11 protein-coding genes are annotated in these 13803 nt (G+C 42.1%); 6 read left to right on the top strand and 5 right to left on the bottom strand.

All coding sequences use genetic code 11. From position 1 onward, the window contains the following. Positions 1 to 246: 246 nt before the first annotated feature. The 5 genes from grdB to RYL27_RS07810 all read right to left on the bottom strand — a co-directional run bounded on the left by grdB (position 247) and on the right by RYL27_RS07810 (position 8270). On the bottom strand, positions 247 to 1563 hold the full coding sequence (gene grdB / locus RYL27_RS07790; protein ID WP_314966385.1) for a glycine reductase complex selenoprotein B: 1317 nt from the start codon (positions 1561 to 1563) through the stop codon (positions 247 to 249). A 23-nt stretch (positions 1564 to 1586) separates the two neighbouring features. Beyond that, on the bottom strand, positions 1587 to 2873 hold the full coding sequence (grdG, locus tag RYL27_RS07795; protein WP_007156718.1) for a sarcosine reductase complex component B subunit alpha: 1287 nt from the start codon (positions 2871 to 2873) through the stop codon (positions 1587 to 1589). 107 nt (positions 2874 to 2980) lie between these two features. Beyond that, positions 2981 to 3394, bottom strand: coding sequence for a GrdX family protein (locus tag RYL27_RS07800; protein WP_007156719.1), 414 nt, complete (start codon positions 3392 to 3394; stop codon positions 2981 to 2983). A gap of 363 nt (positions 3395 to 3757) precedes the next feature. Continuing rightward, complete coding sequence (locus tag RYL27_RS07805) at positions 3758 to 5956, bottom strand: methyl-accepting chemotaxis protein (RefSeq protein WP_314966386.1); 2199 nt, start codon at positions 5954 to 5956, stop codon at positions 3758 to 3760. A gap of 115 nt (positions 5957 to 6071) precedes the next feature. Further along, complete coding sequence (locus tag RYL27_RS07810; protein ID WP_314966389.1) at positions 6072 to 8270, bottom strand: methyl-accepting chemotaxis protein; 2199 nt, start codon at positions 8268 to 8270, stop codon at positions 6072 to 6074. Between the two features lie 171 nt (positions 8271 to 8441). Here RYL27_RS07810 and RYL27_RS07815 point away from each other — a divergent pair, with 171 nt between their 5' ends. The 6 genes from RYL27_RS07815 to RYL27_RS07840 form a co-directional block, all read left to right on the top strand. Continuing rightward, complete coding sequence (locus tag RYL27_RS07815) at positions 8442 to 8675, top strand: hypothetical protein (protein ID WP_314966390.1); 234 nt, start codon at positions 8442 to 8444, stop codon at positions 8673 to 8675. A gap of 22 nt (positions 8676 to 8697) precedes the next feature. Beyond that, the gene (gene flgB, locus RYL27_RS07820) at positions 8698 to 9087 is read left to right on the top strand and encodes a flagellar basal body rod protein FlgB (protein WP_007156723.1); all 390 of its coding nucleotides are present in this window, start codon (positions 8698 to 8700) and stop codon (positions 9085 to 9087) included. A 255-nt stretch (positions 9088 to 9342) separates the two neighbouring features. Further along, positions 9343 to 11424, top strand: coding sequence for a chemotaxis protein CheA (locus RYL27_RS07825; protein WP_314670348.1), 2082 nt, complete (start codon positions 9343 to 9345; stop codon positions 11422 to 11424). Between the two features lie 28 nt (positions 11425 to 11452). Next, positions 11453 to 11953, top strand: a complete 501-nt coding sequence (locus RYL27_RS07830) for a chemotaxis protein CheW (RefSeq protein WP_408637129.1) — start codon at positions 11453 to 11455, stop codon at positions 11951 to 11953. A 10-nt stretch (positions 11954 to 11963) separates the two neighbouring features. Further along, positions 11964 to 12782 (top strand): CheR family methyltransferase, encoded by an 819-nt coding sequence (locus tag RYL27_RS07835; protein ID WP_304069740.1) that lies wholly within the window; start codon positions 11964 to 11966, stop codon positions 12780 to 12782. Positions 12783 to 13336: 554 nt separating this feature from the next. Further along, positions 13337 to 13803, top strand: a 467-nt coding sequence (locus RYL27_RS07840; RefSeq protein ID WP_314966393.1) for a PD-(D/E)XK nuclease family transposase, incomplete at its 3' end; no start/stop codon positions are given.

A 13803-nucleotide genomic window follows, 5' to 3' on the forward strand; every position in this document is an offset into this window, starting at 1 on the left:
CGTGCTCCATAAGGGAAATCTCGATGGCTGAAACACCTGTAAAGGTCGCATCAAAACGCTCCTGAAACGACAGAGGCTTCATATTGCATGACCTCCTGCATTGTAGCAAATCCGGCTCCGATATAGAAAGCAATACAGGCGCCACAGAATCCTATGATTGCTCCTAGGCTACATTTCTTCTTGTCCATATTTCTCTCCATCTTATCCTATTTCCTGCCATCTTTAGGATTGACACGAAAAACAATTTTAAAAGTCTTCTTCAAATACAGTCTGCTCTGTAACAGGAACTGTCAATGTCTTTAGAGCTCTTCTTACTAAAGCTTCACGAATTTCATAGCTCTTAGGTTCACCCTTAGTTGGATCTCCCAATGGGTAAGGAATACCGATTGCCGGGACAATTCGATTTGCTCCAATCGTCAAAGAAATAGGTACAACAGTACAAATATGAACAACAGGAATACCTGCACGGTCAATTTCTTTTACCATCGATGCACCGCATCTTGTACAGGTTCCTCACGTGCTGACCATGACGACAGCATCCACATTATCTTCCTTTAACATGGGGATATATTCTTCCGCAAAACGCTTAGCACTATTTGTTGCCGTTCCTGTACCTGTAGTTGTAATGAAGTAATCGGTCAGTTCTCCAAATACTCCTTCCTTTTGCAGGTTCCGTAAAGCATCCACAGGAATACAAAGATCAGGGTCTTCCATGACAAAAGCTCTATCATATCCACCATGTATTGTGGTAAAATCTGCCTTATCTGCATGATCCATACCGGCAATTGAATACTTTCCCCACTTTGTAGCATTCGATGACTCAATATGGTCAGGATTTCCCTGTGGTACAACTCCACCGGAGGTGATGAGTGCAATCTTAGCATGGGCAAGATCCTTTAATGGAGCTGCAGGTGCCACGTGGTCAATGACAGGCATTGGATAGTCAGTATAGATTTCCTCACCTTTAATCTTCTTTACTAATAGTTCAACCGCTCTCTCAGATCCTCTTCTCTCATTAAAGTAATTTACACGAATCCCCTGTGGAATATACCCCTCCTCTGCAGGAGAAAGTATTTCGCTACCATCTATCTTCTTCTTTAAAAGATTAGCCATCTTTGGAGCAGCTTTTTTCATATCTGCAGAGGAATCTTTTGTCTCAATAATATGAACATCTTTATAGAACATATCTGTTCCTGGATTCTCCACATACATGCCAGTTACGGAAGGAATGTCCAACTCATCTTGAACAGCCTTTGCCATGGTTCCACAAGCCACACCATAGCGTCCGGCATTAAAAGCGGGTCCGGCAATAAAGCCATCCGGCTTTTCTACCTTAATCAGCTCTAAAAGCTGAGGAACCACCCCTTTTTCAATATTTGAACCAAAATAGTTATCTCCACAAATTACTGTTGCTACTATTTCATATCCATCTCCCAGCTCCTTTTGTAAAGCAGTTCCGGGTCCAACCGCACCCTTTCTTACTTCCGGAGCTATATCCGCCTTTTCTTCTCCACCAATTCCTGCGAAGAACTGGTTAATATAGTGTACTATTCTCTTTCCCATAGTATTTTCTCCTTCCTTCGCAATTAATAAGTTCTTGCACAAAGCTTATTGAATCCATTAGCAATTGTAGAAGCGATAATAATTTGAATTTCCGCATCAAAGGATCCATCTTCATGCTTACAGCCAACCCAACCGCCAATCTGCATTTCGATGTAATCTTCCATGCCGATAACCTTATCCATTTTGGGAAAATGAATAACTACATTACCGTTACCGCAGGATATCATGGTATCAGCTTCCTCACAAACGTCTGCAAGAGAATATGACTTTCCATCTTTTCCGGGGAACTCATCTGTAATCAGAACAACTTTCACTCCCCGTTGTGTCGTCTTCTTACAATTCATCATTAAGTCAGTATCCGGGTTTCCATAACCCTCTTCAGTAAGAAGGACTCCATCTAATCCAAGATACTCACATAATTTAGAAGTCATATCAGAATGCCTTTCCTTATCCATCAGAAATACATTCTCATTCGTCAGAATAACGCCCAGAAAGTTCAAGGTTTTTCCATGCTGTTTGAATAAATCTTCAATGACAGGATTATGTAAATGATGGTATGTCGTCACCTTATCACAGGGTGCCACGCAATTGCCGGAAGTAATTGCACCATCAAAAATTTCTTCAGGATACATAATAGTAGGAACAATCTGTTTAGCATCTACACCATAGTAATAGGTATCATGTAAAAGTCCCTGAGATTGCAACATATGAATATATCCTACCTTAGGTAAGTCAGGATATTGGGCAACTTGCTGAAGCAAAGGCTTGGTTTCAAAGACCTCCCATTCCTTTGGCTCATGCCCTTCCAAAGCTTTAGCTAAATATACGGCAGCATTAAGACCTGCCATTCTACCAGCATTTTCATAAACATGAGTCTCAAGGCCATCCTTGGGCTCGATTACTACACATACGTTCTGTGTTTTAGAGAAGGGGCAATAGTCAGCAGCAGGACCTGTCATATCAATGACTCCCTCTTGGAAACCTACAATCTTTCCAACTGTTACTACACAAGCGCCATCCATACACAAAGTTTTTCCATGTCCAACTTCGGTAACTTTTCCCATTACACCGGGGAATACACATCCCGGGCCCTCTACCTTTAACCTAGGTTCAATAACATCTTTCACGGGAGTGATACGAATAGATTCTCCCGGCCTAGCCAGTTCGATGCGACAAGCAAGTAGACGATCATCCTTTAAGATCAAATCGGACAATTCTTTGGCATTCACGTAAAGAGTGTTGTCCTTAATTTCCGTCTTGTCGCCAAATTGTACATCTGCAATATGAATTCTTCCTAACTCCAATTTCATGCAAAATTTCCTCCTTGGCAATTTTCGTCACACACACCGGTGAGACAGTAGTTAAAATTAAATTATTTATATAAACCCGGCCGAGGTTATAAACTATAAACTAAATTCTACATCACCCATTGTCTTAACAAAGAAGACTGAAGAGCTGACTCCACTACAGACATGTCAATAATTTGAAAGTCCTTTAAACACTTTTCATTCCATCTGGGATTCTTCATCCCCTTACTTAACTTATCTGCTGTTTGAATACTGAGTTTTATAATTTCTGAATCCCTTTCTGCAGAAAATACAGCGATATCTTTGGAGAGCAATACTGACTTGTACGGACATTGCTTAGGCTTCAAATTACTAGCCAGGGGATGAGTCATTAAATGATAGCCTTTTTCTATAAAGCTCTGTGTTTCCCTTAAGATGTCGCAAAAATCATATTCAGCTAAATACTGTACAAAAATACTATCATGATTCTGATATTTTTGAGAAATTGACGGATTATTTGTTATGAAAATAAATTTTTTATGCATTTTCTACACCTCCGTGAGTATGTTAATACATTAACGTATTATTTTCATTTTGTAAAATTATATTTTTTTATGCACTTTTATTTTATATAAAAAAACTTTTATATCTTTTTTGTATAGTTATGTTATTTTCTTATTTGATTTTCTTATATATACCCACACTTTCTCTTCGGTATGTTCATTTTTTATAATTTTTAAAAACGAGATATCGCACACTACGCGTGCGATACTCGTTAAGAATTCAAAAAAATATAGAGCCTCCTTTTGGAGACTCTATATTTCTTTTCCTTAAGAGATATTGCTTTCTATGCTTCACTATCTTGTGTGAACTTTTTATATTATTTTTCCTCTAAGCGATTCTTAACATTAGTCTTCCTTCAACTGGAAGCGTCTTACCAAGTCGCTTAAGATATTGGCCTGTCCGGAGAGCTCTTCGGAGGCTGCTGCAGATTCTTCCGCTGTGGCGGTGTTGCTCTGTACTACGGAGGAAATCTGGTCGATTCCTACGGATACCTGCTCTACCGCTCTGGACTGCTCCACAGAGGCTTCTGCAATCTGATTTACCAAATCGGTTACTTTTCCTGCACCGGTAACCACTCTCTGTAAGGATTCTGCCGTGCTATCTGCCAGGACAGTTCCCTGCTCAACAGCCTGAAGGGTTTCCTCAATCAACATGGTGGTATCCTTTGCCGCATTTGCAGACTTCTGGGCAAGATTTCCTACCTCATCCGCTACTACCGCAAAGCCCTTTCCGGCTACACCGGCTCTTGCCGCTTCGATTGCCGCATTCAGAGCCAGGATATTGGTCTGGAAAGCGATATCATCAATGGTCTTGATAATCTTACTGATTTCTCCGGACTTTTCATTGATGTTTTCCATGGCAGCCTTCATCTGCTGCATCTGCTTATCGGAGTTGCTTACTTCCTTACCGGCATTCTGTGCCTCTGCGTTAGCCAGGCGGGTGTTCTCCGCCGTCTTCTTAATATGCTCGGAAATATCATTTACCGTTGCAGAAAGCTCTTCGATGGAAGAAGCCTGCTCTGTAGCGCCCTGAGAAAGTCCCTGAGCACCGGAGCTTACCTGTTCTGCACCGGAATTTACCTGAATTGCACTCTGCTGAATCTCCGCCATTGTATGGGAAAGATCCGCTGTGATATTGTTAATGGAATCAAAGAGAGGTCTATAGGATCCGCTATAGTATTCCTCATTCTTCATTTCCAGATTGAAATTTCCGTGAGCCAGCTCGGTGAGCTTCTCGGAAAGGTCAGAGATGATGGAACGGATTCTTTCTACTACATTGTTCATGGACTGCATCAGAACACCGATTTCATCGTTACTCTTATGGGAAAGATCCATGGAGAAATCTCCTGCGGATAACTTCTCTCCTGCCTCTGCCACCTTCTGTAATGGCTTTAAGAAGCGAGTAATCAAAACTGCTGTCACGATAACCAGAAGGATAACCGTTGCCACACCGGCAACTGCACCGATATTCACCAAACGGTCTACTTCTCTGTCGTAGTCCTTCTCGGAAATATTTAATCTAACCCACCAGGTGCTACCGTGCATATCGATGGGCTGGAAATACTCTCTTCTCTCCTGATTATGCTCATTTACAATCTTTAATGTGAAAGCTTCTTTGGATTCCATCTTTTCGGAAATGGCTTTGTAGGCCTTCTCCGGAAGAAGCTCCTCCAGTGTTTTCCCGTTTACTTCCTCATTTTTACTGTGAATCAGGCCTTCTCCATCAATCATATTTACAAACATAGAGGGGAAGGCAGGATCCTCCATGCTAATGTTAAGTAACATATCTTCCTTTACATCCAGAAGAATAGCACCCACAAACTGATTGTTGTTCATGATAGGCTTTGTGATGGCAAACATTCTCTTGCTGGGGTCTACCGTATCACTGTAAACCGGGGAAACATAGGTATCACCCTTCTCCTTTGCTCCGGTGTAATAAGCGATATTTTGATACTTCTCATAGGGGAAGTTCATGATTCTTCTATTCTCAACTTCATTTCTAAGAAGCAGAGGCGCATAATTATCAATTCCCTGATAGAAAGCATGGGGCTCGAAAAGAACACCGATATCCTCCAGATTGTCATCATCCTTCATGTTGGAATACAGTGCATTCAGCATTACTACCTCGGCATTGTAGCGGGAAGCCGGGATGTACGCATCCACCACACGACTGCGGAAGGATGCATTTTCCATAGGGGTAACAGTTTGGTCATTGCCCTCGATATCTCTAATCTTCCATGGGTTACCGGGTTTTCCGCCGACTTCATCATTTTGCTGGAAGACAAAGCTGATACTCTGCTCAATGTTGTTCGTAATGGTATCTAATTTTGTCATCAAATCGCTCAGATCGGAAGATGCTTCTGCCGCCTTATCCGCCATATTGGCATCAATTCTCTTATCCATGGCAATTTCAAAGCTGTGAATCAGGAAATATAGCAATCCCAATAAAATCACAAAGGTCAATGAACCCAGGATTAAGGACATTTTCTGACTAAGCTTCAGGTTCTCGTAAAAAGAGCCTGTGGCCTTCTGTTTCTTCTTCATATTTTTTCTTTCCTCCTTGAATTTCGTGCTCCTAAATCATTTTTTAATGAAGAACTCTTAGATTCATCGACCATCCTCAAGCATATATAAGTGAAAACTGTTTTTTCGCTTCTTCTTATTCCTCTCGAAGTCTAAATCTTCCCACCAAATCGCTTAAGATATTGGCCTGTCCGGAAAGCTCTTCGGAAGCTGCTGCAGATTCTTCCGCCGTGGCAGTGTTACTCTGTACTACGGAGGAAATCTGATCGATTCCTACGGATACCTGCTCTACCGCCTTGGACTGTTCCACCGTTGCTTCCGCAATCTGATTCACAAGGTCTGTCACCTTTCCTGTTCCGCTAACCACTCTCTGTAAGGATTCTGCCGTACTGTCTGCCAGAACAGTTCCCTGCTCTACTGCCTGAAGTGTCTCTTCAATCAACATGGTAGTATCCTTTGCCGCATTTGCAGACTTCTGGGCAAGATTTCCTACCTCATCCGCTACTACCGCAAAGCCCTTTCCGGCTACACCGGCTCTTGCCGCTTCGATTGCCGCATTCAGAGCCAGGATATTGGTCTGGAAAGCGATATCATCAATGGTCTTGATAATCTTACTGATTTCTCCGGACTTTTCATTGATGTTTTCCATGGCAGCCTTCATCTGCTGCATCTGCTTATCGGAGTTGCTTACTTCCTTACCGGCATTCTGTGCCTCTGCGTTAGCCAGGCGGGTGTTCTCCGCCGTCTTCTTAATATGCTCGGAAATATCATTTACCGTTGCAGAAAGCTCTTCAATGGAAGAAGCCTGCTCTGTAGCACCCTGAGAAAGTCCCTGGGCACCGGAGCTTACCTGCTCCGCACCGGAATTTACCTGTACCGCACTCTGCTGAATCTCCGCCATAGTACCGGAAAGATCTGTGGAAATATTTTGAATGGAATCAAACAGTGGGCGATATGCACCGCTATAGTACTCCGCATTATTCATTTCCACATTGAAGTTTCCTTGTGAAAGTTGATTTAATTTCTCGGAAAGGTCTCCGATAATGGAACGAATTCTGGAAACTACATCTCCCATGGAATGCATTAATTTTCCGATTTCGTCCTTGCTCTTATAGGAAAGATTCATGTCAAAATCCCCTACGGATAGCTTTTCTCCTACCTCTACCACCTTCTGCAGGGGCTTTAAGAAATAGCCAATCAACAGGGCGCATGCAAATGCAAGAGCAAATACCGTGCTAAATCCTGCTACAATTCCCACATTTCTTAATCTGTCCACTTCCTTACTATAATCCTGGTGAGAGATACTGAGTCTTGTCCACCAGGTACTGCCCTCCATGTCAATGGGGTAATAGTACTCTCTTCTTAGCTGTCCATGCTCATTCACAATATTAAGAGCAAAGGCTTCCTTGGACTCCATCTTTTCGGCAATGGCCGTACTTGCCTTCTCCGGAAGAAGTTCCTTTAAAGTCTTTCCATTTACTGTTTCTTTTTTACTGTGAATAATCCCCTCTCCATCAATCAGGTTCACAAACATAGAGGGGAATTCTTCATCGGTCTGACTCGCGGTAAGTAATACCTCTTCCTTCACATCCAAAAGAATACTTCCCAAAAACTGATTGTCCTTCATAATAGGATGATAAATCGCAAACATTCTCTCTTCCGGCTTGCTAACGTCTCCGTAAACCGGTGTAATAAAGGTAGAGCCCTTTTCCTTTACCGCCTTATAATAAATTTCATCCTTATAATTGGAATATGGATGGTTGGTAATCGTTCTTTTATCCAGATCTTCTTGGGAAAGAATAGGAGCGTAATTCTCTATCCCCTGATAAAATGCATTCGGCTCAAATAAAATACCGATATCTGCCAGATTCGGTTCCGTCTTAAGGTTTGCATACAGCGCATTTAAAATCACTACCTCCGCATTGTAACGGGAAGCAGGAAGGTAAGCATTTACCACACGGCTCCGGAAAGATACATTTTCCATAGGGGTAATGCTCTGGGGATTTCCATCCTCATCGTTAATGGTCCAGGGATTTCCGGGAACACCTCCCACCTCATCATGCTGGTCAAATACAAAACTGATGCTTTCCTCAATGTTGTCGGCTGTGGCATTCAGCTTGGTGATTAGGTCATCCAGAGTATAGGACGCCTGCTCCACCTTATCCGCCATATTGGCATCCACCTTCTTATACATAGATAATCTAAAGCTATGTATCAAAAAGAACAGTAATGCCAATAAAAGCAAGAAGGTCAAAATCCCGATGATAATTGACATTTTCTGCCCCAGTCCAAGGTTCTCCAATATAGACCCCTTCATTTCTTGTTTTTTCTTCACGTTTTCATTCCTCCTTGAATTTCGAACTCCTATTTTTTATTGTCGATCTTATAAGCCCATAGGTTCATCGGCGTAGCCCATACTTATATAAGGAAATTAGCGTTTTATCAAAGAATTTCCCTAGGCAGCTGAAAAGATTCAAGAAGGCAGTTAAAAGCTTTTAAGAAGTCAGTGAAAAAGATTCAAGAAGCTTTATTGTACTTTCTTTCTGAAAATGCTATTATGCAAAAAACTTTCTTCTTATTATATGGAAAGATTTTTAAAATCCGACAAAGGATAATAAGACTTAGAAATGGCACAACACGAAAACAGGAAGAACGAAGACAGAATTCTAAAAAAAGCAAAAAGAAAAATCTGCTTTTCTATTATAAAAAAGCAAAACTGTCCGATATTGTGTTGAGCTAAAAAACAGAGAGAAAGGATAGCTATGTCATTATTTTATGGAAATGGAGTAGCCCTCACGGAGAAGACCCTGGATTTACTCTGGGGACGGCAGAATCTTACGGTAAACAATATTGCCAATGTGGATACGCCGAATTACAAGTCAAAATATCTCACCTTTGAGAATGAACTTCTCCACCGCATTTCTACTGCGGAGCAGGGTGGACGGAAAAAAGTCGCCATCGGGAATGCAATACAGTCCCAGAGGGCAAGAATTCACAGCACAAAAAACGAATCCAGTCGACTAGATGGAAATAACGTGGACATGGATCAGGAACAGGTGGAGCTTGTTAAAACCACCTACGCTTACCAGTATATGGTAAACTCTGTAAACAATGACTTAAGAAGACTTATGGCAGCAGCGAAGAGCTTCTAGCCCCTTTTCCATAGGATGATAGGAAGAGGAAAATGATGATTTCAGGAAGAAAGGATGCTTCCGAACTTTTCTGGAATACTGAGTTTTTCTCCCTTTTATGGAGGAAATGGGAATAGAAGCACTGCCGAAACGGCGGTGTTTTTTTTCGGCATTTTCCAACTTTGCCTTATGGCAGTAGGGATTTTGCCGATAGATAACGAGGATACTGCTGTGAAACAGAACACAGTTTAGTAAATAGGAAAAGGTGGTAAAACTATGGATAGTACAATGGAAGGAATGCTGGACACCTATCTCTTGGAGACGGAAGCGCTCCTGGATAAGTTGGACGAAATGCTTATCGCAGACGAAAAGGTAGGGGATTTCTCCACAGATGACGTAAATGAAATTTTCCGAATCATGCACACCATTAAGGGTTCCAGTGCCATGATGGAGTTCACTCCTCTCTCCAATATCGCTCACCATATTGAAGACATGTTCTTCTTTATTCGTGATAAGGGAATTGATTCTTTAAGCGGAGACCAGAAAAGTGAACTTTTTGACTTAATGTTCCGTTCTGAGGATTTTCTTCGTAGCGGACTGGAGAAGGTAAAGGCCGGCGAAGAGTTGGATAACAATGTTGAAGAATTTGCAGGTTCCATCAATGCTTTCTTGGCAAAGATTTCCGGAAAAGCTCCCGCTGACTCTGCTCCTGTTGTAGAAGCGGCAGACAGCACAAAGGCTTCCGGAGAGAATCGCAATCTTCCGAAGGATGATAAGGCGAAGAAATTCATCCATGTCTTCTTAGATGAAGGAATCGGCATGGAAAACCTTCGTGCCTTTATGATTGTAAATGCAATTAAGGAATTTGACTTAGAGTTCCGTTATTATCCTGCAGATATGGATTCTAATCCGGAAACAGCACAAACCATTATCGACGAAGGATTTTTCCTTGCCTTCGATAGTGACGAGGACTGTGAAAAGGGTGAGAAAATCTTACGGGAGCAAAGCCATATCCTCTCCTATGAGCCTGTAGAGGCAACAAAGGCTGAGGCAAAGGCTGAGGTTAAGAGCGCAAATGCGGAAAGCAGTTCCGCACCAAAGGCAAGCAAAGAGCCTGCAGCGGCTCAGCAGACTGCACAGCAAAAAGCTGCGGCACCTGTAAAGCAGAGCTTGATTTCCGTAAACCTGCAGAAACTGGACAGCTTAAACGACCTGGTAGGAGAAATTGTTATTACCGAATCTATGGTAACCTCCTCTCCTGTTCTTCGTATGCTGCCTCAGGAAAGTCTAGACAACTTCATGAAGTCTGCAAGACAGCTTCGTAAGTTAACCGACGATCTTCAGGATATCGCCATGAGCTTACGAATGGTGTCCATCTCCGGTGTATTCCAGAAGATGAACCGTATCGTTCGTGATATGAAGCAGAAACTTGGAAAAGACGTTAAGCTTACCATCATCGGTGAGGATACCGAAGTGGATAAGACTATCGTAGATAGTATTCAGGATCCTTTGATGCACATCGTCCGTAACAGTATGGACCACGGTATCGAGGAAACCAAGGAAGAGCGTATCGCAGCAGGTAAGGATTCTCAGGGTGAGTTAATCCTCTCCGCTTCCCACACTTCTTCCGAAGTTATCATTACCGTTCAGGATGACGGTTACGGTATGGATCCGGAAAAGCTCTTAGACAAGGCCGAGGAAAAGGGAATCCTTTACAAGCCTCGTTCCGAATACAGCAAGAAAGAAGCTTTGGGCTTGATTATGCTTCCCGGCTTCTCCACCAACACTGCAGTAACCGAGTTCTCCGGTCGAGGCGTTGGTATGGACGTAGTAAAGAAGAATCTGGAGTCTGTTGGAGGTACCATCAGCATTTCCAGTGAAATCGGTAAGGGTTCAACCTTCACCATGAAGATTCCTCTTACACTGGCTATTATGGACGGTATGAAGGTAAATGTTGGAGATACCATCTTCACCATTCCTATCGTAAATATCCGTCAGTCCTTCAAGGTAGATGATTCCGAGGTCGTATTTGACGAGAACGGAAATGAGATGGTAAAGAGAATGGATGTTTTCTATCCAATCATTCGCCTGAACAATTTCTACGGCATCGAAGGAAAATACACCGAGTTACAGGACGGTGTTCTCATCTGGGTAGAGGCCGGAGACAAGTCTTGCTGCCTATTCGTAGATGACTTAATCGGAGAACAGCAGGTTGTGGTAAAGCCACTTCCCGCCTACTTCAATGCGTATGACTTAAAGTCCAGTGGTATTAATGGTTGCTCCATCTTAGGAGATGGAAACATTTGTATCATCTTAGACGTGCTAGGCTTGTACTCTCAAGCCATTGAAAACATTTAAGGAGGGAAGCAGCATGGCAGAAGAATTGATGCAAGAAGAATTATTAGAAGAAGTTGAAAGTCAGGAAAACAAGCAGGACGAGAAAGATTTAACCGATGCAGAGCGTTGCTTAACCTTCGAATCCGGCGGATTGGTAATGTATATGAGCACAAGCTATGTCATTGAAATTATCAATGACCATAGCATCACTGCTCTTCCCATGGTTCCCCACTATGTAAAGGGAATCATCAACTTAAGAGGTTCTATCCTCCCGGTTGTAGACATTCGTTTACTGATGGACAGAGAAGCCGAGGAATATACCTCTAAGACCTGCATTATCGTATTAAACATTGATTCCGTACCTATCGGTATCATCGTAGATAAGGTACGTCAGGTTATCGACATTGACACCAGCGAAGTTCAGCCTATTCCTTTACGGAATCGTCAGAAGCTTTGCAACGGCATGCTTACTTTAGATAGCGGAGAAGTTGCTATGTCCTTTGACGCAGCTTCCTTAGTACAATCCTCCTCTACTTCTGAAGTAGTATAAGAGGGATTTTATGAACGATTTATCTGATGAGGACTTTAAGCGGCTTTATACCTTTATGCAGGAGAAATTCGGCATTGACCTAAAGCGTAAAAAGCCTTTGATTGTAAGCCGTCTCTCTTCTATCCTGGAGAGCCGGGGATATACGGACTTTCACGATTATGTGAATGACATTATCCAAAAACAGGACCAGGATATGATGACTACCCTGCTGAATAAGCTCACCACAAACTACACCTACTTCATGCGAGAGGAATCTCACTTTGATTATCTGGAAAATGTGGTGATGCCCCAGTTGGCAGAAAAACACAAGAATGACCGGGTGCTCTCTATCTGGAGCGCCGGTTGCTCTTCCGGAGAAGAGCCCTACAACATTTCCATGTATCTCTTAGAGTACTTTGGAAAGTTAGGAGGAAACTGGGACACTCGTATTCTGGCTACAGACATTTCTCAAAATGTCTTATCCAAGGCGGAAAACCCGAAATATCTTCCGGAAAGCTTGGAAAAGCTTCCAAAGAGCTGGAAAAACAAGTATTTTGTTCCCATTGAAGACGGTTACTACACCGTCAGTGAGGAGCTTCGAAGAAATGTTATCTTCCGCCCCTTTAATCTCATGTCTCCCATCAAGTTTAAAAGAGACTTTGATTTAATCTTTTGTCGGAATGTTATGATTTACTTTGACCAGCCCACCAAGGACGCCTTGGTAAAGCGTTTCTATGACGTGACTTACCCCGGAGGACACCTCTTTATCGGTCACTCCGAGGGACTTACAAAAGCCACTTGCCCTTATACCTATGTGAAGCCTGCGATTTATCGAAGGGATGAGAAATAAGGCCAAGAAAAGCGCTTTATAAAGAGAATGATTAACAATACGAATCAAGTCCTAAAGCATATCTTCTATCTTTTGGAGGGAGATGTGCTTTTTTATTTTTACGCTCCCGCTAAGTTAGCCCCGGCTAGCGGTACTAAACGCAAGCTTCGCTTCGCTCGCTTTTGTTAAGTACCGAGGGGCTCAGATTGCCTTGTGGCTGGAGGGTAGCTAGTGCTCCTTAGTTCTCGATATAGGCAAAGATGTAGATATGCAGTGCTCCTATGTATTAGGATATACCAAAGGGTGAGGATGGAATGGAAAGGATGTGCTGTGCCATTTCATCAACCATACTTTTATATTATCCATATACGGATATTATCCGAATGTGGAGTATAGGAGAATCACTATTCTGGTAGTAAAATAGTTGGCAATAAGATTCAAGTGCTTTTAAATTTTCTAAAGTCCAATCTTAACTTGATTCTTCACTTCAATATTCTCGATTCAATTTATTTATTCAAAAAATCTAAATTTACTCATTAATCATTTCTATTACTCTAATTTTCCGCAGGTGACTTATGAAAATAACAAATTCTACTAATGCAAAGGCAAAAAAATCCGGTCGTTCAGAAGCAAATTCAAAGAGTACAAGGAAAAAGATGAATGCTCTGGAAAAGAAAAAGATTATCGCATCTCTTACTTTGATGGATGATCTCTTTATGCAAGTAGTTCTGGAAGAACAGGCTTGTACGGAGTATATTCTACAAACGATTTTGGACAAATCTTCCTTAAAGTTAAAGGAACAAAGACTTCAAAAGAGGCTGCCCAATTTACATGGAAGAGCTTTAGTCTTGGATTGCCTTTGCACTGATGAGAAGGGCTTGCTTTATAACATCGAAGTACAGAATTCATCTGCCGGAGCAACTCCTAAAAGGGCTCGTTATCATGCTGCACTTATGGACACGCATACCCTAAAGAAGGGAGAAAAGTTTTCCAAATTACCGGAAAGCTATGTTATATTTATTACAGATAAAGATGTATTGGG

This window comes from Oribacterium sinus, from assembly GCF_963537195.1.
GTDB classification, from domain to species: domain Bacteria; phylum Bacillota; class Clostridia; order Lachnospirales; family Lachnospiraceae; genus Oribacterium; species Oribacterium sinus_A.